The 23,042-nt window shown below is 52.3% G+C and carries 19 protein-coding genes and 1 riboswitch; of the genes, 12 read left to right on the top strand and 7 right to left on the bottom strand.

Translation table 11 applies throughout. The features are described from left to right. Window positions 1-7 precede the first annotated feature (7 nt). The 8 genes from ACFOLF_RS08455 to ACFOLF_RS08420 all read left to right on the top strand — a co-directional run bounded on the left by ACFOLF_RS08455 (window position 8) and on the right by ACFOLF_RS08420 (window position 8,836). Window positions 8-1,213 (top strand): glycosyltransferase, encoded by a 1,206-nt coding sequence (locus ACFOLF_RS08455; protein WP_210037991.1) that lies wholly within the window; start codon window positions 8-10, stop codon window positions 1,211-1,213. Next, window positions 1,210-2,253, top strand: coding sequence for a glycosyltransferase (locus ACFOLF_RS08450; protein WP_379114000.1), 1,044 nt, complete (start codon window positions 1,210-1,212; stop codon window positions 2,251-2,253). Before ACFOLF_RS08455 ends, ACFOLF_RS08450 begins: the two co-directional genes overlap by 4 nt. Before the next feature lie 23 nt (window positions 2,254-2,276). Next, window positions 2,277-3,434, top strand: a complete 1,158-nt coding sequence (locus tag ACFOLF_RS08445; RefSeq protein ID WP_210037990.1) for a polysaccharide pyruvyl transferase family protein — start codon at window positions 2,277-2,279, stop codon at window positions 3,432-3,434. Window positions 3,435-3,472: 38 nt separating this feature from the next. Further along, window positions 3,473-4,654, top strand: a complete 1,182-nt coding sequence (locus tag ACFOLF_RS08440) for a glycosyltransferase (protein WP_210037989.1) — start codon at window positions 3,473-3,475, stop codon at window positions 4,652-4,654. Window positions 4,655-4,678: 24 nt separating this feature from the next. Then, window positions 4,679-5,866, top strand: a complete 1,188-nt coding sequence (locus tag ACFOLF_RS08435) for a glycoside hydrolase family 88 protein (protein ID WP_379114110.1) — start codon at window positions 4,679-4,681, stop codon at window positions 5,864-5,866. Continuing rightward, a complete protein-coding gene (locus ACFOLF_RS08430; protein ID WP_210037987.1) occupies window positions 5,863-7,410 on the top strand; it encodes a lipopolysaccharide biosynthesis protein in 1,548 nt (515 codons plus the stop codon). The genes ACFOLF_RS08435 and ACFOLF_RS08430 overlap by 4 nt, the downstream gene beginning before the upstream one ends. Window positions 7,411-7,415: 5 nt before the next feature. Next, window positions 7,416-8,465, top strand: coding sequence for a UDP-glucose 4-epimerase GalE (gene galE / locus ACFOLF_RS08425; protein ID WP_210037986.1), 1,050 nt, complete (start codon window positions 7,416-7,418; stop codon window positions 8,463-8,465). A gap of 102 nt (window positions 8,466-8,567) precedes the next feature. Further along, a riboswitch (cyclic di-GMP riboswitch) is annotated at window positions 8,568-8,650 on the top strand. Further along, entirely contained in the window at window positions 8,630-8,836 is a 207-nt protein-coding gene (locus ACFOLF_RS08420) for a hypothetical protein (RefSeq protein WP_210037985.1), read from the top strand. It overlaps the preceding riboswitch by 21 nt. Before the next feature lie 3 nt (window positions 8,837-8,839). On the opposite strand, the gene ACFOLF_RS08415 is transcribed toward ACFOLF_RS08420, so the two are convergent. The 7 genes from ACFOLF_RS08415 to ACFOLF_RS08385 form a co-directional block, all read right to left on the bottom strand. Next, window positions 8,840-9,169 carry a helix-turn-helix domain-containing protein gene (locus tag ACFOLF_RS08415; RefSeq protein WP_210037984.1) on the bottom strand — a complete coding sequence of 110 codons (330 nt, stop codon included), beginning with the start codon at window positions 9,167-9,169 and terminating at the stop codon, window positions 8,840-8,842. 293 nt (window positions 9,170-9,462) lie between these two features. After that, a complete protein-coding gene (locus tag ACFOLF_RS08410; protein ID WP_210037983.1) occupies window positions 9,463-11,265 on the bottom strand; it encodes an ABC transporter ATP-binding protein in 1,803 nt (600 codons plus the stop codon). 452 nt (window positions 11,266-11,717) lie between these two features. Then, window positions 11,718-12,176 (bottom strand): lasso peptide biosynthesis B2 protein, encoded by a 459-nt coding sequence (locus tag ACFOLF_RS08405; protein WP_210037982.1) that lies wholly within the window; start codon window positions 12,174-12,176, stop codon window positions 11,718-11,720. 27 nt (window positions 12,177-12,203) lie between these two features. Further along, the gene (locus tag ACFOLF_RS08400) at window positions 12,204-12,518 is read right to left on the bottom strand and encodes a lasso peptide biosynthesis PqqD family chaperone (RefSeq protein WP_210037981.1); all 315 of its coding nucleotides are present in this window, start codon (window positions 12,516-12,518) and stop codon (window positions 12,204-12,206) included. Next, window positions 12,515-13,459, bottom strand: coding sequence for an aldolase (locus tag ACFOLF_RS08395; RefSeq protein ID WP_210038097.1), 945 nt, complete (start codon window positions 13,457-13,459; stop codon window positions 12,515-12,517). Before ACFOLF_RS08395 ends, ACFOLF_RS08400 begins: the two co-directional genes overlap by 4 nt. A gap of 121 nt (window positions 13,460-13,580) precedes the next feature. Next, a complete protein-coding gene (locus ACFOLF_RS08390) occupies window positions 13,581-13,718 on the bottom strand; it encodes a paeninodin family lasso peptide (protein WP_210037980.1) in 138 nt (45 codons plus the stop codon). 14 nt (window positions 13,719-13,732) lie between these two features. Next, window positions 13,733-15,670, bottom strand: coding sequence for an asparagine synthase-related protein (locus tag ACFOLF_RS08385; RefSeq protein WP_210037979.1), 1,938 nt, complete (start codon window positions 15,668-15,670; stop codon window positions 13,733-13,735). Window positions 15,671-16,379: 709 nt separating this feature from the next. Here ACFOLF_RS08385 and ACFOLF_RS08380 point away from each other — a divergent pair. The 4 genes from ACFOLF_RS08380 (at window position 16,380) to ACFOLF_RS08365 (ending at window position 23,019) form a co-directional block, all read left to right on the top strand. Beyond that, window positions 16,380-17,978: an amidase gene (locus ACFOLF_RS08380; RefSeq protein ID WP_379114002.1), complete on the top strand. Its 1,599-nt coding sequence runs from the start codon at window positions 16,380-16,382 to the stop codon at window positions 17,976-17,978. 442 nt (window positions 17,979-18,420) lie between these two features. Beyond that, the gene (locus ACFOLF_RS08375) at window positions 18,421-20,220 is read left to right on the top strand and encodes a cache domain-containing sensor histidine kinase (protein ID WP_210037978.1); all 1,800 of its coding nucleotides are present in this window, start codon (window positions 18,421-18,423) and stop codon (window positions 20,218-20,220) included. Continuing rightward, window positions 20,198-21,769, top strand: a complete 1,572-nt coding sequence (locus ACFOLF_RS08370) for a response regulator transcription factor (RefSeq protein ID WP_210037977.1) — start codon at window positions 20,198-20,200, stop codon at window positions 21,767-21,769. The genes ACFOLF_RS08375 and ACFOLF_RS08370 overlap by 23 nt, the downstream gene beginning before the upstream one ends. Before the next feature lie 89 nt (window positions 21,770-21,858). Then, window positions 21,859-23,019, top strand: a complete 1,161-nt coding sequence (locus ACFOLF_RS08365) for an ABC transporter substrate-binding protein (RefSeq protein WP_210037976.1) — start codon at window positions 21,859-21,861, stop codon at window positions 23,017-23,019. Window positions 23,020-23,042 lie beyond the last annotated feature (23 nt).

Genomic DNA, 23,042 nt, shown 5'->3' with positions numbered 1-23,042 from the left:
GGAGCGTATGAAGAAAAGTCTGCTGTTTGTCATGCCAAGTCTGGCATCCGGCGGCGGGGAGCGAAGCCTGGTCAACCTGCTCTCCCAAATGGATTACAGCCAGTATGAGGTGGACCTGTTCCTGTTCAATCATGAAGGGCTGTTTATGGAGTATGTGCCCAAAGAGGTCACCATTCTGCCCATACCGGAAAGCTATCAGCTCTTCGCCCAGCCGCTTGGGCCATCGGTCTGGTCGTTCCTGATGCAGGGCAGGCTTCCGCTGGCTTACAGCCGCCTTATGTTCAGCCTCAAAAACCGCTACAGCCGGAATCTGTCCACAAGGGAGCAGTACAACTGGCGGTATATTTCATCCTCCATCGATCTTCTGCAGAAGAAATATGACACCGCTATCGGCTTTCTGGAGAAGACATCCACCTATTTCTGCGTGGAGAAGGTGCAGGCCGGGCGGAAGATCGGCTGGGTTCATATTGATTATGACGAGCTCGGGATGGACCCGGACTTCGATATTGTATATTTTGAGCAGCTCGACCATATCGTCACGGTATCCGAGGAATGTGCGGCTATATTGAAGAAGCGGTTCCCGAGCCAGCAGCATAAGGTGAATGTGATCCACAATATCGTATCGCCGGCCGTGATTCATCATATGGCTGAGGAGAATCGCTCCGACGTCTACAACCGGAAAGAGGATGAGCTGATCATCCTGACGGTCGGGAGGCTCCATCCGCAGAAAGGCTATGAGCTGGCTATTGAAGCATGTAAAATCCTCGTCGGACAAGGCTATAATGTCCGGTGGCATGTCATTGGCGAGGGAGCGGAAAGAGCCAGGCTGACCGAGCTGATCAAGGTTAACCGTCTGGAGAATCACTTCATTCTGCTGGGGCTGAAATCCAATCCTTATCCCTACATCAAGCAGGCGGATCTTTATGTGCAGACCTCCAGATTCGAAGGGAAATCGATTGCCATTGACGAGGCCAAAATCCTGAAGAAGCCGATCGTCATTACAAGATTCAGCACGGCTGCCGATCAGATCCGCGAAGGGCTGGAGGGGCTGATTGTAGACATGCAGGCATCCTCTGTTGCCCAAGGGATCGAGAAGCTGTTCCGCGACAGGGGACTGCAGCGAAAAATGGCCGACCAGCTGGCACAGGCCAGGCTCGGGACGGAAGATGAAATTTATCAGCTGTACAGCCTGCTGCAGGGGGAAGTTTCATGAGAACAGAGCTGTCGTATAAGGTTAGCGTTATTATTCCTGTCTATAATGCGCAGCGGCATCTGCCGGCCTGTATCGATTCGCTGCTTGGCCAGACCCTGCGGGAATGCGAGTTCATCTTCGTCAATGACGGCTCGACGGATGACAGCGGGCCGATCATCGCCTCTTATCAAGGCCTGGATGCGCGGATCAAGCTGATCGGACAGGAGAATCGGGGTGTCAGCCTGGCCCGCAATGCGGGGCTTGCTGCGGCAACCGGCGATTATATCGGTTTCGTTGACGCGGACGATTATATCGAGCCGGATATGTACGAGAGGCTGTACGATTGTGCCGTGATGGATGATTGCGATGTAGTCGTGTCCAATATGGAGAGTGAAATCGAAGGCCGGACGGTCGTCACCAGATATCCGTTCAAGGTGAATGAGCTGCTCGGCAGGGACTACATACGCAACGAAATATTGCCTTATCTGCTCATGGCGGATCATCTGAATACGGCTGTAAACAAGCTTTACAAAAGAAGTGTGGCCGCAGCAGGCAGGGTCGCCTTCCCGGAACGGGTCCCGCTCGGTGAAGACGGGATGTTTAATATGTCGTTTTTCAGCTGTGCGTCCACGATGAAATATATCGACTATACGGGCTATCATTACCGGGAAGTGGCAGGAAGCGCTACCCGGAACATAGCCGGCAAGGATTATTTTCACCGGGCATTGGAGGTGTACCGGATGGAGCCTCCCGCCTTCTACAAGGAGATGATGCCGCCTGGCCGGATCAAGCAGCTCAAATCCGTCAGACTGATCCACAATACGGTTTCCCTCATTTATATCTATTTCAAGCCCGGCAGCGACATGAGCTTCCGGCAAAGATACGTCTATGTAAAGCGGATGATAACGGACCCTTATGTAAGAGAGTCGCTGCCTGTCTACTATGAGAAGCGGACAGGATCCATAGGCCGGTATGAAAGATGGCTGCTTGCCATGATCCGGGCCAAATTCACCTTTGGCTTGTTATGCGCGGCGGCCTACAGCAGAATCAGGAGCGCTTAAACAAAATTAATGGGGGAATTTCAGTGAAGATTATGATGTTTGCTCACGGAGGCAGCTTGAACAGAGGATGCGAGGCGATCGTCCGGTCATCCGCATTTATTATCAAAGAGAAAATCAACGGCGCGAAGGTCTATCTATCGTCGCAGAAGCCTCATACAGACGGAATCATACCCAGACTGGACGGGGTATACGACGGCACAAGAACCGAGATCAGGAAATATTCGCTGGATTGGGCGGTGTCTTTTCTCCACTTCAGACTGCTGAAGGACGAATCTTACGCGCTGCGGAAGATCGAGCAAAAAGTGATCGGGCGGATCAAGGAGGTTGATGTCTGCATGTCGATCGGCGGCGATAATTACTGCTATGGCGAGCAGCCTCAATGGTATGAGATCGACCGCAATGTGAAGCGGAGCGGCAAGAAGCTGGTGCTTTGGGGCTGCTCCATCGGCGAAGAGGATATGTCCGAGCAGAAGCTGCAGGACTTGAAATTATTTGATCTGATCCTGGCCCGCGAGTCCCTTACCTATAACATGCTCCTGAGTAAAGGGCTGCCCAATGTCAAATTATGCGCAGATCCGGCGTTCACGATGGAGAAGGAAGAGCTGCCGCTTCCGGATGGCTGGCAGGAGGGCAAGACGGTCGGGCTTAACTTCAGTCCGCTTGTCTGGAAGCGCAACACCAAGTCCCGGGCGGCGGTGCGCGAGCTTATCTGGCATATTCTGCATACATCGGATATGACTATTGCCCTTACGCCCCATGTCATGGAGAACGACAACAACGATCATGAGATTCTCCGCCAGTATTACGAGGAATTCAAGCAAACGGGCAGAGTCATTCTGCTCCCCGATAACCTGACTGCCGTGCAGTACAAGGGATATATCGCCAGAATGAGGTTTTTCATCGGAGCCAGAACCCATGCCACGATTGCGGCCTATTCCAGCTGTGTGCCCACGATGGTGCTGGGCTACAGCGTCAAATCCAAGGGAATCGCGATTGATATTTTCGGAAGAGAGCGTCTGGTGCTTGGAATTGCCGATATTTCCGACAGCAGCAAGCTGATCGGCAGATTCGACGAGATGCTCATGGATGAAGCGGAGCTGGTGCAGACGCTCCGGAAGTCGATCCCGAATATCAAGCGGATGTCGTACAAAGCGGTGGATTATTTGAAGCAGCTGGGCTAGGAGCAAGTCAGGATAAACTTATTAGGCGGGTGGTCGGCGTGAAGAAGAAGCTATTGTTCGTCATGAACAACCTGAACTGCGGCGGCGCCGAGAAGTCGCTTATTTCCCTCCTGCAGGCCATTGATTACTCCCGGTGTGAGGTGGATCTGCTGCTTTTCAAGCGGGAAGGAATGTTCATGGATAAAGTTCCGGAGCAGGTCCGTGTGCTTGCGGAGCCCTCCGGCTATACCTACTTTGATATGCCGGTTGGCAAGGCGCTGGCGGGAACGATCAGAAAAGGCAGAATCGATATTGCATGGTCGCGTCTGCGCGCCGGTCTCGTCTTCCGCAGGGAGAGCAACCGGTCCAGATGCGAGCAGCGGGTCTGGAAGTATATCGGCAGATCGATGACCGGACTAAGCAAGGAATACGACGCGGCTATCGGTTATCTTGAGAAATCGCCGGTTTATTATGTCATCGATAAGGTAAAGGCGCGGACGAAAATCGGATTTATTCATAACGATTACGACAAGCTGGGAATGGACCCCGGAATCGACCTGGGCTATTTCAAGGCGCTTGACTATATTGCTACTGTTTCGGAGGAATGCGTAAATATTCTGGCGGACCGTTTCCCTATGTACCGGGACAAAATCGTCCTGATGCACAACATCGTCTCGCCGGCTGCCGTTCTGAGCATGGCGCAGGATAATGCTCCCACCCCGGGTAAAGGCGTCACCATCGTCTCAGTCGGGCGCCTGAATTATCAGAAGGGCTTCGAGCTTGCCGTGGAAGCCTGCGAGCTGCTCGTCAAGGATGGATTCGATATCCGGTGGTACATCGTGGGAGAAGGCGAGGAGAGGGGGAGGCTGGAGCAGTCCATAAAGGAGAGACAGCTTCAGGACTCAGTCATCCTTACCGGTCTTCTGGAGAATCCCTATCCCTATATCAAAACCTGCGATATTTATGTACAAACCTCTTTTTTCGAAGGCCGCTGCCTGACGGTTACAGAGGCGAAAATCCTGCATAAGCCGATTGTGTCCACCAACTTTAAAGTGATATACGACCAGTTAACCGACGGGCATAACGGTTTGATCGTGGAGCAGAATGCGGCTTCGGTCTATCAGGGCGTCAAGAAACTGATCAACAGCGAGACGCTCCGCCGGCATCTGACAGATAACCTGAGGCAGGAAACATTGGGAACCGAGCATGAGATCCATAAGCTCTATCAATGGATCAGCTAGCAAGAAGGGGCGAGGCTATTGTATATTCCGTTACTATGTTGTCTGCTGCTGCTTGCCGCAGTAGTCCTCATTATTTTAATTGATGCTATTCCGATATTCGCGGACTGGCTCAGCCGCATTCGTATCGGACGATACCGCGATCTCAAGGAGTGGAACGAATCCGTCACCCAGAGGGGCGCCCAGTGGCTGAATCGTACCCCGAAGATGAAGGTGACCGATAATACCAGACTGGTCGTGATTGATATGCTGCAGGGAAACTATACCAAGAATGCGATCCAGCACTGGCAGGAGGCGGCCCTGCTTATCGGCTTGTCGGAATATGCGGACAAGAACCAGGACCGGGATATCGAGAACGAAATCAGAAAATACGTGAAAGCCAAATTTGACAGCGGCGGGAACTGGGTGGTGAAGCCCAGGCATATCGATGGCGCCATCGTGGCTTATGCTGTGATGAAGCAGCAGTGCATCGATCCGGATGGATTCAAGCCGGCGTTCGACTACATTTGGGAGTTCATTCAGGAGCATATCGGGGATGACGGCACGGTCATGTACCGCAAATCGATGAAGAACTACCGCTATGTCGATACGATCGGCTTTGTCTGTCCTTTTCTTGTCGCGTACGGTCTCCGTTATGACAAGCGGGAATGCGTGGAGCTGGCCGTCAGGCAACTGGTCGAATACGAGAGGCACGGCATGCTTGATCATCATTATCTGCCAAGCCATGCTTACCATGTGGATCATAAAACTCCGCTTGGCTTGTACGGCTGGGGGCGGGGCTTGGGATGGTTCGCTATAGGGCTCATGGACGCCTGGCGCGAGCTGCCGGCGGCTCATCCCGACAAGCCGCTGCTCGAGGGGATGATTACGAGATTTGCGGCAGCCTCCCTCGCCTTCCAGGGCGCGGAGGGGAACTGGAACTGGACGATTACCCGCCAGGAGTCCAGAGCGGATTCGTCGGCCACGGCGGTGCTTGGCTGGTTTCTCGGCGAAGCTTCACATCTGGAGCATCTCGCGGAGGCTTGCTCCAAGGGATCGCAGCGGGCAGCCTCTTATTTGATGAAGGTAACCAGGCGCAGCGGTGCAGTCGATTTCTCCCAAGGGGATACGAAGGATATCGGCGTATATTCCATGCTGTTCAATATTCTGCCCTTCACGCAGGGGTTCTGTATCCGGATGATGAATGACAAGGGCCGGGATCAGGTGCCGGCATGAGAGTCCGCAGCTCATTAATTAATATTGCGGCAGGACTCGGCAACCAGATCGTGATTACGGCTCTCAGTTTTATTTCCAGGACAGTATTCATTAACAGCCTTGGCATCGAGTATCTGGGTATTAACGGATTGTTCACCAATCTGCTGACAATGCTCACGCTGGCGGAGGCGGGTATCGGCTCCAGCATTATTTACAGCCTCTATAAGCCCGTCGCGGACAATGACAGGGACACTATCAACAAGCTGATGAAGCTGTACCGGAATGCCTATCTGGTCATTGCTCTCGTCGTGGCGCTCCTTGGCTTATCCGTGCTGCCGTTCCTGGACCATTTTGTCAAAAATTCCAGCGTGGAGCATCTGACGGCCATTTATCTGATCTTTTTGCTCAATACCGTCACCCCATACCTCTTCTCTTACAAAAATTCATTTCTGAACGTCAGCCAGAAGGGGTATATCGTAACGCTTGTATTCACCTTGTCTTCGATTCTGTCGACCTGCCTGAAAATCGGAATTCTTACTTACACGAAAAACTATATTCTTTTTCTGATGATAGACAGTGTGATCACGCTTAGCACCGCGGTTATCCTGACGGTAACCGTCAACCGGAAGTATCCGTTCCTGCGCGACAAGGTCAGCGGAGGGCTGGACAGCGTGACGAAGAAGGGGATCATCAAGAATGTGAAAGCCATTGTCCTGCAGAATACAGGCAGCTACTTCGTGCTTGGGACGGAGAATATTCTCATCTCAAGCTTCGTAAGCGTTGCGGCTGTCGGCTTGTACTCCAACTACAAGATGCTGATCGAAATCGGGCGGACCTTTATCAATCAGATTTTCAGCAATATGTATCACAGCATCGGCAATCTGGTATCCAAGGAGAGCAAGGATAAGATTTTTGCGGTATATAAAGTGACGCTGCTGCTTAATTTCTGGTTGTATTCACTGTTTGTCATTCTCTTGTCCCTATTAATCGAACCGTTCATCACCCTGTGGATCGGTCCGGATTTCCTGATGAGCGGCAGCGTGCTCGTTCTGCTGCTGGCTCTGTTTTATGAAAGAGGCATGAGAAATTCCATTACAACGGTGAAAACAACGGCAGGCATCTTCCATCAGGACCGTTATGCCCCGCTCATTCAGGCGGCCGTATGTCTTGGCGTGTCCATTACGCTCGTCCAGACGATCGGGATAGCCGGCGTGTTTATCGGGTCGCTCATCAGCAGCTTGGCCGTTCCCTTCTGGACAACTCCTTATTTTGTCTACCGGAATGTATTCCAGCGGCCCTTGACGGATTATTTCAAGACCTATTTCATCTATACGTTGGCAGGCGCGGGTGCTTATGCCCTTGCCAGCGCAGTATGCCATTTCATTCCCTCGAACGGCTTTGCAGAGCTCATAGGGAAAGGTATTGCGGGCTTTTTCACCGTTAATGTTCTTTATATCGCACTGTTTCACCGAACGGAAGAGTTTGGCTACCTGCTCGGAATCAGCCGGACCATCATCCGCAGGCTGGCGATGAGCCGCAAGGTCAATCACAATATGGAGGGATAATCCTTATGGCGATATTGGTTACCGGCGGGGCCGGATATATTGGAACCCATACCTGTGTCGAGCTGCTGGAGGCCGGGTATGACATCATTGTGGTGGATAATTTCGCCAACAGCAGCCCGGAGGCGCTCAATCGGGTAAAGGAAATCACAGGGAAATCCTTTCGGTTCTATCAATTGGACGTAAGAGACCGCAGTGCTCTTGAGGCCGTTTTTGCAAGAAATCAAATCGATGCCGCTATCCACTTTGCCGGTCTCAAGGCGGTCGGCGAGTCGGTTCGTTCACCGCTCTGGTATTATGAGATGAATATGATCAGCACGCTGGCGTTGTGCGAGGTCATGAGCAAATATGGCGTGCACAAGCTTGTGTTCAGCTCTTCTGCCACCGTGTACGGGGCATCCGGGGATATGCCGGTGTCCGAGAATTCGCCCATTGGCGCATCCAGCCCTTATGGCCGCACCAAACAAATGATTGAGCAGATATTGCAGGATCTGGCGGCATCCAATCCCGAATGGGGAATCAGCATTCTCCGCTATTTCAATCCTGCCGGCGCCCATAAGAGCGGGAGGATCGGTGAGAATCCCTCGGGCACGCCTAACAATCTGATGCCTTATTTGTCGCAGGTGGCTGCCGGGAGACTGGAAGAGCTGAGCATATATGGAAGTGATTATCCAACCCCTGACGGCACGGGAATCAGGGATTACATCCATGTTGTAGATCTGGCGCTTGGGCATATCAGAGCCCTTGGACGCATTCTGGATTCATCGGGTCTGAATATTTACAACCTGGGAACCGGGCGCGGTTCAAGCGTCCTGGAGATGATAGCGGCCTTCGAGAAAGCGACGGGGACTCATGTGCCGTACCGCTTCGCTGCCCGCAGGCCGGGGGATATTGCGGTCAGCTGTGCGGACATCCGGAAGGCCAGACAAGAGCTTGGATGGACTGCAGACCGTTGTATCGAGGAGATGTGCGAGGATACTTGGCGATGGCAGGCGAATAATCCCGAAGGCTACGATATCCATGAGAATCGGTTCATGACTGCTTTACTAAAAATGTGAATTATTCGACAAAATTAGTTGAAAAAATCAAAATTCGATCGCACGAAGCGACAGCATCAGCGGAAAGGCTTGATTATAATGGTGAATATAGAAAACGATTACATTTAAATAGGAGACGAAGAAGTGCGTTTTTACCTGGGCACCTTAAACGCATGGAGTCAGTGGTGCAACCGGCCGAATTCGGAGCGGAGGAAATGGTTATGGCGCTTGCAGAACGGATTCGCAAGGATAATTTGGACAAAGAGTGGGTTGAATTGATTATGATCGCACGGGCAATGGGGCTTGACCGGGAAGTTATCCGGGGCGTTCTGAGCGCCCTCCCGAAATTGGAAAACGGCACATTTCCCAAAGAAGAAAATACATCTACATAGTGCCTAATCCTTGTGGAGCCTCCACTTGTTGAATTCCAGAAACTCTTTAAACTGTTCCTTGCTCACGCCTGATGCCATGGCTTCGCGTACGAGGTCTTCCCATTCCTGGTCAAGCTGCCTTGCTTCGTCATCGGACTTCTGGACGTGAAGCAGTTCTTCCACGGAAATACCCAGTACGGTTCCGACTTTCTCGAGAAATTGAATGGAGGGATTCTGCTGAATCCCCCGTTCAATGGAACTTAAGTAGGACTTGGCCACGCCCGCCCGCTCAGAGAGCTCGGTTAAAGAGAGCGCCTTTCTTTTGCGCAGCAGTTGTATGCGTTCTCCAATCATTATACGTATCCTCCAATGTTATAGCTTGCTGAACCTTATTATATCGGATTCTTCTTCATTAAGAAAGAATCTGTTGCTTATAACGAACAGTTGCGGAAAAGTGAACAGCGGTTTTCATGGCGCTGAAGACTTTTCCGCTTTTTTTTTGAAATATATGAAAGTATAAATCCCGATTATACTTTGCTTATATTTCTGAGGGAAGAAACCAGGGCTTTGCCGCCAGAGGACGCGATAGCCGTTTCTTTTCATGCATGGCCGCATGAAGCTGCCTGTTTCCTCATCCTCTACGGAAGCTATACAATGGCTTCCTTCTGATTATCAAGCAGATGGCCGAATACTCCGTCCCGTTCAGATGCAAGCTGCATGAAGCCTCCGCGCTGCACCACTTTCCCCTGATCGATGACAATGACCTGATCCGCGTGACGGATTGTGGATAAACGATGGGCGACCACAATAATGGTCATGGTCCCTTTCAGCCGCTCCAGCGCCTCCTGGATTTTCTTCTCGTTCTCGGTATCCAGCGCGCTTGTCGCCTCGTCCAGCACGAGCACGGCCGGTTTGCTGATGATGGCCCGCGCCAGCACAAGCCGCTGCCTTTCGCCTCCGGACAGCCGGATGCCTCTGTCGCCAATGAGCGTTTCCAGCCCCAGAGGCAGCGCACGGACAAATTCAGCGGACGAGGCGAAGTCCAGCGCTTCCCACAGCTGATCCTCGCTGGCATCGGGCCTGATCATCAGCAGGTTTTCCCTGATGCTGGCATTGTACAAAAAGGGGTCCTGCGCCACATAGCCGATGGACCGCCGGTAGGCAAACAGATTCGCGTTGGTAATGGGTTCTCCGTCGATGAGAATCCGGCCCGATTCAGGCTGCATCAGGCCCATCAGCAGATCGATCAACGTGCTTTTTCCCGCGCCGGAACGTCCGACAAAGGCTGTCATCCGGTTAGCGGGAATGAACAGATTAATCGCCTGAAGCGTATGCGCAGCCTCCTGCCGGTGGTAGCGGAAATACACATTGTCACAGGTAAGCCCATGCTCGAGACGAAGCGGAGCCGGACTTAAGCCGGCAGGACCCGCCTCGTGCTGCTCCACCGCTTCCGCACATTCCTTCTGCAGGCCGATGAGCGCTTTGAAGGCGGGGACCGTTGCCGCCAGCTGCTCCAGATTGGATTGAATCCCTGTGAATCTCGGCCACAGCCTGGCGAAGATCAGGATAACCAGCAGAAGCTGGGGACCCTGCGTATGAAAGAACTGGAATGAGATAAACACGAAGCCCGCGATCAATAGCGCAGAGGATATTTTGTAAACCAGCTGTGAATTCATTCTGAGCCGGATGTACTCCATCTGCTCATGCATCATCCCCTGGGTAAGTGAATGAAGCCAGCCCAGGCGGGATTCCTCCAGGTTGTTGCTCTTGATATCCTTGATACCGTTCAACTGATCGGTAATGCCGGCAAGGTAGCTTTGCGAGAGCTCCGAGGTTTGACTGCCGAGCACCTTCGCCTGATGAATATATTGGCGCGAGAACAGCGCAAGAACCGTTCCGCAGCCCAGTACGAATAAAGTCATGGCCGGCGAGAGCCAGAAGGCGAACACAATCTGGATAAGCGTAAACAGGAAGGAGGTCACGAGCTGGAGAAACAGGTTGATTCCGCTAATGACGCGCGCAAGCTCGATCGTTAACAGATTTATGAGATCCGATTTCCTCTTCTGGAGGAAAAAGGACCATCTGGACGCGAGCAGCATGCTGTAAGTTTCAAAGCGAAGCTTGCGGCTGAAGATCTGCTGGATCTCCACATTGCGGATCGTAATTTTACGCTGAATGAGATTTTGACCGAACACGATCAATACATAAAGAGACAAAATCAGGGTCAGCGCCAACGTCTGTGGCATTGCCCGCAGCTCTTCGAGAATTTTGAAATCGTAGCCGCTTGCCTGCTGTACGCTCAAAATCCCACTCATGCTGATCATGGGGATCAGCAGCAGAATGCCGAGACTTTCAAGAAGACTGCTGAATACCATACCAAGCAGATTGATTGTGAGGGCAGCTCCGGAATAAGCGTATAGACGCTTCATGTAATGCAGGATGGGATTCATCAAACTCGCTCCTAAAGTGAGACCTCTCGCCGCCATTCCTATGAACGGCGGCAGCCGTTTCTTCCCGGCCTTATAGCCTGTATCAGTTTCACGTAGATAAATGTCTATAAGGTCTATGCGAAGAAACTAACCTGGCCGCCAGAGGACGGCTTCAGCCGTTTCTTCCCGGCCTTATAGCCTGTATCAGTTTCACGTAGATAAATGTCTATAAGGTCTATGCGAAGAAACTAACCTAGCCGCCAGAGGACGGCATCAGCCGTTTCTTCCTGCCTTATAGCCTGTATCAGTTTCACGTAGATAAATGTCTATAAGGTCTGTGCGAAGAAACTAACCTAGCCGCCAGAGGACGGCATCAGCCGTTTCTTCCCGCCTTATAGCCTGTATCAGTTTCACGCTGATAAATGTCTATAAGGTCTATGCGAAGAAACTAACCTAGCCGCCAGAGGACGGCATCAGCAGTTTCTTCCTGCCTTCGCAAATTTCTGCACAACGATAAACCGGTTCATAACTTCCGCGCCGGTAATATAGACGGGGCCGCTGCGCAGCCAGGCATGGGCAATGAGCTGCCCGGTCTTGTCTTTGGCAGTTCCCATGTAAAGGGTGCTGTCGATTCTGCGGCGCTCCAGCATTTTCATGCCCGCGATGGCGCGCACCAGACATTTGCTCTCCCAGGGCGTATGCCGGCTAACGGTATTGATTGCATGCGCCACCTGCCTGATTGCAGGCATACAGGGCGGGTCATAGTCCAGGGAGGTTTCCCGGGTCCGCTCTCCCAGCTTCGGGGCGATGGCGGCGAATGGCCGGAACAGCTGACATCGTGCCCAGCCCAGCAGCAGACATGCCTCGACGAACATGAGCAGCGTTCTTCTGTCCGTATGAAGCAGCTTGCGGAGAATTTTGAAGATTTTCATATGAGGTCCCTACTTTTTAAATGAAAATTAGGATGCAGACAGATGTTCATCCGCTTGGGCGTACAGGATCAGTTCATGCTCGAGCAGATGGTTCAGAAACAGCAAAACATCGCGTTCGCATTCGCTGCTGTCAACCTCGTATTCAGCCGTCAACGTTTCAACGATCCGGACAACGGGACTGCCTGCGCCGATCAACTCCCACATCCTCCCCCCGGTCTCTCCCAAATTATAATATTTGCCATTGCGGACGCTCAGCATGACTTTCTCGCCATCCATGTCGCTCACGATATTGCCGGGGTATTGCGAGACAGTTCCGGTCGGCTGTACAACGCTTGGGTTCATGAAGCTTCCTCCTTTTGAATGGTTTCGAGCAGAAGCGAACTGAGCAAGGGTGCGGTAAATCCGGAGGCGGAACGGCCGATCCGGTATACCGGAAGCCGGTTGATGAACCGGACAAGCATGCCGAAATGCCATTCCATGAGGCCCATCTTCTCCATTAACGAACGGCGGAAGGTATGGCGCAGCAGGGTATGGAACCGTTCAAGCCCTTCAACCGGTTGAATCCCGGTATCCATTTCACCCGGCACCAGCTCGAATACGCCGCCAAGCGGCAGGGGAGAAGGGTGAAAACCGGAGCGGACCGGCACCGCAAATTTAAGCTCACGGTCAAATAGCGGCTTGCAATCTGTATGATGAATGCCGAGTTCGTCGATACTGTTCTGCCACAGCTTCTGCTGCGGGTAGGAGGAAAGCACGATTGGCATATGATCTTCATTGAGAATAACGGGAATGACGTCATCGCTCAGCAGCCGGCAGCCGCGGTCCAGCAAAACGGAAGCGAGAGTGGATTTTCCGGCACCGGAATGTCCCACAATGGCATAGGCTTTCCCGTCGATAGCGACAGCGCTGCCGTGCAGGGGAAGAATTCCTCTTTGCAGGAGCAGCACACCCATACAGGTGCCCAATACGTAAAGCCTGATTTTGTCCGGATCCGATTCAGGGAAAGGGGAAACGGCAATAGAACATCCATCCTCGATACGGAAAATGGCCACATCCGGCACATGGAACATGACTGCGCTTCCACGAACAACCCAGATTTCATCCGGCGCTGCTTCTGCGTTCCAGAGCGGCAGTAAATCCGCGACGCTAATGGTAGCGGGAGCCTGCTGCTGCAGATTTTCCCCGGTTGACCCGCAGGCTTCGGTCAGCTCCGGAAGCGGAATGGCGCTTTGAATGACGCAGCCAAAAGCGTGATAGTATGCAAGAGCGGTCGTTTCGATCATCATTTTCACTCCAGTTGATCCGATTCATAATTCAATCCATTGCATGCAGATGCGTGAGCGCCCGCAAACGGTTGACAGCCGCCTATATACACCCTGGTACATAAGCGGCCATCAATAAAGATTAGCTGTAGTGAATGGTTTCTGTGGGATCCGGTTGAACAGCATCAGGCAGATGAACGCCTGGTCCTGCCATTGTCATTTTGTAGTCAAGAACTTCCAATGATGGCGCTTGCCATTGTTTTTTGGCTTCGTTTTGCATAGTATCACCTCCTCTCAAGTTTGTTTTTTGATAAAACGGTAGAAGATCAGGCCTCTCATCAAGATCCGGTAGTTGAAATCAAACGCAAGCTCCGGCCGGGGCTCGGTGCCGATCCTGCCCAATGAATCAGCCAGCTGCTCCGTATTCAAAAATTCCGCAGCCGCAGGGTCTGCTATAAGCTGATGCAGCTCGCTTATAAAAGCATCCCATGATTCGGCCATCCGGTGCACGCCGTCGGCACCCTGAACGCCGCGGGTGCGATGGTTCAGCCGGACGTTGTCGGGCAAATAACCTTCGGTGGCCCGGCGGATCAAGGCGCGGTCTACGCCGTTTTGGACGAATTGATCGTCAGGGACGGAGAGGCAGAAGCGGATGACGCGCAGATCATTCGTCGGGTCGCGGTCCCACATCAGATATTTGAGCGACAGCTTGGTGCCGATCGTACCGTTAATGTTCCAGAAATAGAGCTGCTTGAACTGGTCCTCTCGGATGGCGTAGGCGCTGTTCAGGGGAGAACCCCATGTGTTAAGCCCATAGGTTTGCAGCTTCTCGAATACCTGCGTCCGCTTCGCGAACTGCGGATTGATCAGCATCGGCAGCTGATAATCGCTTATTTGCGTCGTAAACCTTCCATAGAACGGGAAAGCTTTTTTGCCGACGACGGACATGACCCGCGATTTCTTCACGCCCAGGCTGTGGCTGTACTGCTGCAGCTCCCGGTAGAAGCGGATCCAGCGGAACTGTCTGATCAGGTTGACCTGATAATCCAGCGCCGGTCCCCATGAGATCGTCCAATTGCCCCGCTGGCCGTTCAGCATGACGCCGATGTTCTCGTGGTAAGCCCGCTCGTAAATCCCCTTCAGCCAGAACGAATTTTCAAAAAACTTATAGGGCATCTCCATCGTCTCCAGCCAGTCATCAATCTCGGAGAACGGGCTCAGCCCGGGGAAATTCAAATAGTTGTCCTTGATGTTGCCCACATGGCTGACGGTAGACATGATCAGGGGACGCTCGTCGGCAATCCTGCTCTTGGGCGTGAAATCAACGAAATCCTCAAGCGGATAATAACTGAAGGAATGCAAGGGCTTATTAGCCTTGCGCAGCGCTCTGGCGGCGAAGCTTGCGACCGAACCCGAATCCAGTCCTCCGCTGAGATGGGCGCCGACCTGACGGTGCGTCCGGATACGGGAGGTGACTGCGGCGTTGAACACCTCGCGGAACGCTTCCTCGTACTCCATATCGGATTTATAATTCAGCCGTTCTTTCGGCTCCAGCGTGCAGTATCTGGAGAACGTGATCCTGCCGCCCGAGACAGTCAGGCTGTGGGATGGCGGGAGCTGCTGAATATGCGAATAGACGGTAGAGAAGCAATCGACAGCATCGGTGGTCACGGGAATGGCCAAAAATTCCGAGATCCACTGTTCATTCATGCTTTTATTCAGGCCGGGAAGCGTGAATAAAGGCTCTATGATGGTGCTGAAGGCGAAAAGCTCAGACGAACGGGCCAGATACAAGGTGCGGTTGCCCGAAAAATCTCTTGCGCCGAAGAGCGACCGTCTGCGTTCATCCCAGATGACAAAGGCGAAGTCGCCGACGAGATAGCGGGGGGTATCTTCCCCCCATTGGTCATAAGCCAGCAGGATGAGCAGGCTGTCAGGCATGTCGCCTCGGTCCTCGCGGGGGACGGTCAGCTGGTCGAATAACTCGGTGCGATTATCGATGATGGCATCCGCCGTAATGGCAAGGCCCCGCTCCCGGTCATGGAAGGGAAGGATTTCTCCCACGGATTCCGGCGTGATCCATTGTGCATGGCAGCCGAGAAACGCGCCTTGCGCTTGCCAGGTATGTACCCGGTCGGCAGGATAGGGCTCAAACTGGGCCATCAGCGCATCGCCCCGCCCGGGATGGATTTCTTCATGATTCATATGATAAATTCCGGCAATCGCGCTCATGGTATTTTCCAGCCTTTCATTGACGATTCCAGGGTGATGGGGATGTTAGTTGCTGTTCTTTTTATAGAACGTTGGAGCAGCAATAGGGAAGCCTGATCCCCGATGGTAGGTTGAAATAATATTTTTAGTAATATTTAAGGCTTATTAAGGAAGAAGAGGCTGTTTTCATGTTCGTTATAAAGAACTTAGTCCTAGATTAGCATTTAATATAAAATCTTGTCAACCGGCATTTTCAAACTTGAGCGCCTCTGTGGTCCAGTCATGCTTGAACATCAAGCGGCCGGAAGGCTGCCGGAGCAAACAAGAGTATTGTTCTTTATAGGAATGAACAAATAAAGTGGGATTTTTCGGCAGCTGGAACATATAGTTGAAAGGGGTACGATAAGGAGCAACCGGAATTTGCGATATTATATATATCATAGTGCTAACAATAATATGACTTAAAAGATTGAATCAAAGAAATTTTAAAGCTTTATTTCGAAGAATTCATTCAATTTCAAGAGAAAATTAAATATTATTGACTTATTGAGTTATATATATTGACACGAAAATTATGGAATACTAGAATGATAGATACAAAACGTATACATAAGAACTGCGTAATGGGTTGTAGGACGGAGGTGGCTATCTCAGGAAGACTGGATGAAATCGTCTTGAAAACGGTCTTATTTCGCTGTGAAAATCAAAATTTGCAGATTGGGAGAGGTGTATGACAGCAATGAGAACCCCTTATCGTTTTTTTGCGTTAAAACGATCCGTATCCGTCGCTCTCTTATTTTTATTGGTAGCAGCTTTACTTCCCTATACCCCTGCAGCTTCGGCTGCCGACGAATTTCAATTTGAGGAAATAACCCTGCAGGAGCTTCAGGCAGGTTATGCCAATGGCGACTATACGGCTGAGAAGGTCGTGCAGGCGTATCTGGACCGCATTCAAACGTACGAGCCGAATTATAATGCTTTTACGACAATGAATACAAAGGCCTTGGAGGAGGCCCGGGAAGTCGACCGCCGCCGGGCTGCAGGAGAAACGCTGGGAAGCCTGGCCGGCGTTCCGATTGTAATCAAGGAAGCGGTGGATATGGCCGGATTCCCCTCCACGATGGGATGGGCGCCGCTAAGCAAGGAGAAAGGCGGCATTCAGCTTATTCCCGAGACGGATGCCCCGGTGGTGGCGAGGCTGAAGGAAGCGGGAGCGATCATTCTGGGAAGAACCAATATCCCGACGTTCAGCAATTCCGGCACACGCGCTACGTCGAGCTGGGACGGAGATACCTATAATGCGGTAGACCGCAAGCTGGTTCCCGGTGCGAGCAGCAGCGGAACGGCAATGGCGGTCTCGGGGAACTTTGCCGTGCTCGGTATCGCGGAGGAAACGGGAGGCTCCATTCAGAATCCTGCGGCTGCCCAGGCGTTGGTGGGAATCAAGCCGACCTTTGGACTGGTGCCGAATGCGGGTGTGGTACCGCTTGGAGGAAGCACGCGGGACGTCATCGGCACGCATGCCAGAACCGTTCATGATGCGGCGGCGATGCTTGACGTTATTGCAGGCTACAGCCATGAAGATCCGAAGACCGTTGCTTCGATCGGCAATATGCCGCGCAACGGCTACACCTCGCAGCTTAATCAGCTGGCGCTGAAGGGCAAACGGATCGGCCTGTACGGGAAAGGCTGGCGGGATCAGGAGCTGACGCCGGAAACCCAGGAGCTGTATGACCGTGCCGTATCAGAGCTTGAGAAGCAGGGCGCTACGGTAATTCCGGATCCATTCGCAGGGACGGAATTTGCCGAATTCGTCAAAGCTTCCGGGTCGGTGGGCATTGAATCCGTTATCTACGATATGGAAGATTATCTGGAGCGGCTCGGGCCAAGCGCCGAAATCAATTCGGTCCAGGAGCTGATGGATAAAACCGGTCAGAAACCGTCCATCTTCGACCGGTACAAGGAGGATATGCCCGATCCGAATTCCGTGGCCGATTTGTCCAATTTCGTGAAAATCCGTACCAAATACCTTCAAATCATTAATGATGTAATGGATTTCTACGATCTCGACGCTCTGGTTTATCCTCAAATGTTTAAAGAGACGCCTCTTCTTGACAGCAAGGATAATATTGGCGCAACCACTGTTTCCGAAATTAATATAGCCGGGATTCCTCTCGTGACGGTGCCAGGCGGCTATTACAAGAGCGGTTCCCCGTTTGCTGTCGCCTTCATCGGCAAAATGTGGAGCGAAGCCAGCCTGCTGGGCATGGCCTATGACTATGAGCAGTCTACCAAATACCGTGTAGCGCCGGTGCTGCTTGGGAAATAAAAAAGAGACAGGCAGCGCTCATTGCTGTGAATGACGGGCGCAGTCAAGAATGGATGGATAGAGTGGGGCTGCGGCTCCTTATTATTAATGAAGTCAGATCGTAGATGATCGGATGGATCAGGTTCAGGCGATATTATAGAAGAGAAATCTTTCATACCAGTCTTCAAATCTTGCAATAAACTTCAAGAACCTTGCGCGCGGCGCAAGGTTTTTTGTTTTGTGCGGGTCCAGCAGCGCCTGGCTTAGGCCAGCCCGGCCCAGTAAGAGCGCTTCATCAGGCTTTTTTTGCCCTTTATATTTTTTTAACAATTTTTTTTACATTGCCATAACCATATGAACATTGTATACAGGTACATTGAACATGCGAAGGGGGATGGGGGAATAGAAGATAGCTTGCTGAAAGCAGCATTACTCTCGGCCGCAGCGAGGAGGGAACCGCATCATGAAAAATCAATTCATGGCCTTGATCGGGAGTATGGATTTCAGAAACAAGCTGATCATTTTGTTTATGATCATTGCGATCGCGCCGCTCAGCGTGCTGGGCATTCTGTCGTATAATCATTCTTCCTACACGGTTCAGGAGAAGGTATACCAAACGGTGCTGGAAAGTCTTTCCCAGATTACATACAGCATGAATTATTTCATCAGCGATATTGAGCAGCTGTCGATGTACATCTACAGCAACGAGGACGTTCAGGAGGTTCTTTCTTCAGGCAGCGCGGACCGTACGATCAGCGAGCGCTATGCGGATGAACAGAAGATTTCGGCCATTCTGGAGTCGTTCGTCGGCTTTAAGAAATGGGATATCGAAATTTATATATTGGGCAACAATGGGGAGCGGTTTTTTACCGGCGATGTGCTGCCCAAGCAATACGACAACATCGATTCCAATTGGGGATTGTTCCGCAAAGCCCGGCTTGCGGGCGGCAATGCCGTATGGGATACCCACTATACGCTGAAGAAGCTCTATGATTTCGGCACGGCGGTGGCAACCGGGCGCGTCCTCAAAAATATAGAAACAAACGAGGATTTGGGCTATCTCGTCATCGATATTATGGAATCGGCGCTGGTGGACAAATATGCGAGAGCGCATCTTGTGCCGGACGGCCAGATTTTTCTGCTGGACCGTTTCGGCAATGTCATGTCCAGTCTGCCCAAGCATCAGATCGGAACGAAGCTGCAGGCCGATTTTCTGCCGAATGTGCTGGTCGGGACGAAGGGCTATTTTGAGTCCCGGGACGATGCCGGGAACAGGGAAATGATCATTTACGACACTTCCGACGCGACCGGATTCAAGCTGGTCAGCGTCATGCCCGTCAAGGAAATGATCAAGGAAAGCCAGAGCATCCGGAAGCTGACGATCGGCGTCATGCTTGTCGGAATTATCGCAGCGTTCGGCTTTGCGTATATCGTCTCCAGCAGCATCACCACCCCCTTGCGCAAGCTGCGCTCGCTGATGAAGCAGGCGGAGAAGGGCGATCTTGGCGTATCCTTTTCCTCCAAATACAAGGACGAGGTCGGCCAGCTGGGCCAGAGCTTCAACCGCATGCTGCAGGAGATTCAATATTTGATCAATGAAAATTACGAGAAGCTGCTGAAGCTGCGCGAGGCGGAGCTGAAGGCGATTCAGGCGCAGATCAATCCCCATTTTCTGTACAATACGCTGGACTCCATTAATTGGATGGCCCGCATTCACCATGTCGATGAAATATCACGGACGGTCATTTCCCTGGGCGAGCTGCTGCGCTACAGCATTTCCAAGGGCAATCAAATCATTCTGATCAGCGAGGACATGAAGCAGATCCAGCATTATTTGGCGATCCAGAAGATGCGGTTCAGGGAAAAAATCACGATGGAAATCGAGATGGAAGACGAAATCCTCTCCTTTTATACATTGAAGCTGCTCATTCAGCCGGTTGTGGAGAATGCGATTGTGCATGGCCTTGAACGGAAGAACGGCAAAGGAACGCTGCGCTTTACCGGGCAGGCCGCTGGCGACAAGGTCCGGTTCACCGTTAGCGACGACGGGGCCGGCTTCGTGCCGGACAAGCATGAGATGGGCACGGCGAAGGCGGGCACGGGCATCGGGCTGGAAAATCTGCGCAGAAGAATGGAGCTGCAATTCGGCGACAGCGCTTCGCTTCATATCGTCAGTAAGCCAGGTATCGGAACGACGGTAACGATCGAGTTTCCTCAAATTAAACAAGCGGGTGAAGACTATGTTCAAGGTCATGATTATTGACGATGAATGGCTGGTAAGGGAAGGGCTGAAAACAACGATTGCCTGGCATGAAATGCAGTGCGAGATCGTGGGCGAGGCGGATAACGGCATCGATGCATTGAAGCTTATCGATGAGCTGTCGCCGGATATACTGCTGTCCGACATCCGCATGCCGGGGATGGACGGGCTGGAGCTTGTTCAGACCATCTCCCGCAGGGATTCAGAGATTACGACGATTTTTTTGACAGGCTTCGACGATTTCTCCTATGCGCAGCAGGCGGTGAAGCTGGGCGCTTTCGATATTCTGCTGAAGCCGTCCGATCCCCATGAGCTCCGTAAAACCTTCGGAGAAGCGACCCGCATGATCACGCTCCGCAGGCAGCAGATGGATTATACGAAAATTCTGGAGAAGCATCAGCGGACAAGCCAGCCTTTCGTGCTGGAAAAGGTGCTCCAGCATCTCCTTACGGATACGGCAAGCATGCAGGATATGCAGCTGCTGTACGAAGCGTTGGAAGGTTTTCTGGAGCCGTTCGAAGCCTTCAGAGTCGCCGTCGTCGATTTTGGAGGCGGCGATGCGGATGCGCTCAAGGAGCCGGGCTGGGAGTCCGGCGCCGCCGCGTACTTCAGGAGCTGTGCGCTGACCGACCCCATCCCCATGAACAGCGGCGTTTACGCGGTTCTCTTGAGCGAGGTGGGAGGCTCAAGGTGGCGGGAGGGGATTCCGCAGCGGGAATCCGGCTGGCATGGCGGACCCACCATCAGCCTCAGCCGCGTCCACCATGGTCTGCTTGCACTTGGCAAAGCCTATGACGAGGCCTGCATCGCCAGGCTCCATCATGTATTTTTGAAATCGCCGACCGTTATCAGCTACGAGAACTTATCGAATGATGCCGTATCCTCGGAAGTATGGGATGAATCGGAGGTCGTCGAAGCGATCAAGTGGGGATCGGAGGACAAGCTGAAGGAAGCGCTGCAGGCGCTGTACAAAGCTCTGCTGTGGCGCTCCGGCGGAAAAGAAGCCGATCCCAAGCAGTTTCGCGTGCAGCTTGTATTTGGCGTTTACAATCTGTTGACCTTGCATTTCCACGAGACAGGCGGGCTGCCGGAGCTGAAGGGCGTACTGGAAAAGATAAACGAGCTGCGTTCCAGCGAGCTCATGCTCGATTGGCTGGAGAGCATGGCAAGAGAGGTGCGGACCCGGTATCTGGAAAGCAAATCGCCTTCCAGAAATGAGATTGACGCTGTGCTGGATTATATTCACGACCATTTTACAGAAGAGCTGATGATGTATGATTTGGCCGCAAGCCTGCATATGAGCGAGAGCAAATTCAGCAAGCTGTTCAAAAAGCAGGCCGGCAAAAGCTTCATGGACTATATAACCGAGCTGCGCATTAACAAAGCGAAGGAATTGCTGCTGGATCCGGAGGTGAGAATCGGCGAAATTGCCTTAATGGTCGGTTATCAGGAGACGCGCTATTTCAGCCAGCTCTTCAAGAAAACGACGGGGATGACGCAAAAAAGCTTCCGCAGGAAGCTCGAAAAGCTTAAAAACAACAAGGAAAAATAACGAACATAAATGAAATTCTACCGCGTTGTTGGAAAGGACCCTGCGGCTCTATAGTGGGAAAGTACCTACAAAAACGCAGGAGGCAGAAAATGAAACGTTTAAAAGTACTCAGTTTATTGATGGTGGTCCTTGTTGTCATACTGACGGCATGCGGCGAAAATTCGGGAACGGACAACGCAGGCACAGCGAATGCGAATAACGCAGGAACGGCGAATGCGAACAATACGGCAGCGGATGCGGGCAATGCGGCAAGCACCGCTTCGACGGCAGAAACGACTTCGGCTGATGGAGCCGGAGATGCGGGCACTGCAACCAAGCTCAGCGGCAAGGTCGTTATTTATTCACCTAACAATGCGGATATCAATAATCCGATCGTCAAGGAATTTCAAGAGCGTACGGGCGTGCAGGTCGAGCTGATCGCCGGCGGAACCGGAGAGCTGCTCAAGCGGGTTGAAGCAGAGAAAGACAATCCGCTGGGCGACGTTATGTTCGGAGGCGACATTGCTTCGCTCCGAGCGTACGGTGATTATCTGGAGCCTTACGAGACCAAGGAAAAAACGAATCTGAATCCCGGGTATCTGGATACCGGCAGTCTCTATACGCCATTCACGCTGCTCCCGATGGTCATTATGTACAACAAGGATCTGGTCTCCGAGACGGACGCTCCCAAAAGCTGGAATGATCTGCTGAATGAGAAGTGGAAAGGCAAAATCGCGTTCGCCGATCCGGGCAAATCAAGCTCCTCGTTTACACAATTGGCCACCATGCTTACGGCCTATGGCAAAGACGACGAGAAGGGCTGGGATTTCGTGAAGAAATTCGTTGCCAATCTGGATGGAAAGCTGCTTTCGGGCTCGGGACTTGTTTATGAGGGTGTAGCCAGCAAGGAATTTGCGGTTGGCATTACGCTGGAGGAAGCGGCTCTGCGTTACGTGGAAGGCGGCGCACCGGTGGGCATCGTCTATCCGTCCGAAGGAACAGTTGTAACGCCTGACGGCATGGCTGTGATCAAAGGCGCCAAAAACCAGGCAAATGCGCAGGCTTTCATCGATTTTGCTTCCGGCATTGATGTTCAGAATCTGCTGCAGGATGAATTCCTGCGCCGTTCGGTCCGGAACGATGTCGCGCCAAAATCCGGCCTTCCGGAAATCGGCAGCATCAAGACTGTCGATTACGATTATGATTGGGTAACCGCCAACAAGACCGCAATCGGTGAACGATTCACTCGCGTTGTTACGGGGCAGGAGTAGAAGCTGCCGGCAGACAGGCGGCA

Origin of the sequence: Paenibacillus sepulcri (genome assembly GCF_042647105.1) — a bacterium.
GTDB classification, from domain to species: domain Bacteria; phylum Bacillota; class Bacilli; order Paenibacillales; family Paenibacillaceae; genus Paenibacillus_Z; species Paenibacillus_Z sepulcri.
The sequence above is the reverse complement of the archived record's forward strand: the minus strand, read 5'-3'. Positions and strand labels throughout refer to the sequence as shown.

What these genes read in the sequence shown, in the direction of transcription:
- ACFOLF_RS08450 (WP_379114000.1), top strand. Translation starts at nt 1,210, where the DNA reads ATGAGAACAGAGCTGTCGTATAAGGTTAGCGTTATTATTCCTGTCTAT.
- ACFOLF_RS08410 (WP_210037983.1), bottom strand. Translation starts at nt 11,265, where the DNA reads ATGAATCCCATCCTGCATTACATGAAGCGTCTATACGCTTATTCCGGA.
- ACFOLF_RS08395 (WP_210038097.1), bottom strand. Translation starts at nt 13,459, where the DNA reads ATGATCGAAACGACCGCTCTTGCATACTATCACGCTTTTGGCTGCGTC.
- ACFOLF_RS08365 (WP_210037976.1), top strand. Translation starts at nt 21,859, where the DNA reads ATGAAACGTTTAAAAGTACTCAGTTTATTGATGGTGGTCCTTGTTGTC.
- ACFOLF_RS08405 (WP_210037982.1), bottom strand. Translation starts at nt 12,176, where the DNA reads ATGAAAATCTTCAAAATTCTCCGCAAGCTGCTTCATACGGACAGAAGA.
- ACFOLF_RS08400 (WP_210037981.1), bottom strand. Translation starts at nt 12,518, where the DNA reads ATGAACCCAAGCGTTGTACAGCCGACCGGAACTGTCTCGCAATACCCC.
- ACFOLF_RS08430 (WP_210037987.1), top strand. Translation starts at nt 5,863, where the DNA reads ATGAGAGTCCGCAGCTCATTAATTAATATTGCGGCAGGACTCGGCAAC.
- ACFOLF_RS08390 (WP_210037980.1), bottom strand. Translation starts at nt 13,718, where the DNA reads ATGCAAAACGAAGCCAAAAAACAATGGCAAGCGCCATCATTGGAAGTT.
- ACFOLF_RS08415 (WP_210037984.1), bottom strand. Translation starts at nt 9,169, where the DNA reads ATGATTGGAGAACGCATACAACTGCTGCGCAAAAGAAAGGCGCTCTCT.
- ACFOLF_RS08370 (WP_210037977.1), top strand. Translation starts at nt 20,198, where the DNA reads ATGTTCAAGGTCATGATTATTGACGATGAATGGCTGGTAAGGGAAGGG.
- ACFOLF_RS08380 (WP_379114002.1), top strand. Translation starts at nt 16,380, where the DNA reads ATGACAGCAATGAGAACCCCTTATCGTTTTTTTGCGTTAAAACGATCC.
- ACFOLF_RS08455 (WP_210037991.1), top strand. Translation starts at nt 8, where the DNA reads ATGAAGAAAAGTCTGCTGTTTGTCATGCCAAGTCTGGCATCCGGCGGC.
- galE (WP_210037986.1), top strand. Translation starts at nt 7,416, where the DNA reads ATGGCGATATTGGTTACCGGCGGGGCCGGATATATTGGAACCCATACC.
- ACFOLF_RS08385 (WP_210037979.1), bottom strand. Translation starts at nt 15,670, where the DNA reads ATGAGCGCGATTGCCGGAATTTATCATATGAATCATGAAGAAATCCAT.
- ACFOLF_RS08375 (WP_210037978.1), top strand. Translation starts at nt 18,421, where the DNA reads ATGAAAAATCAATTCATGGCCTTGATCGGGAGTATGGATTTCAGAAAC.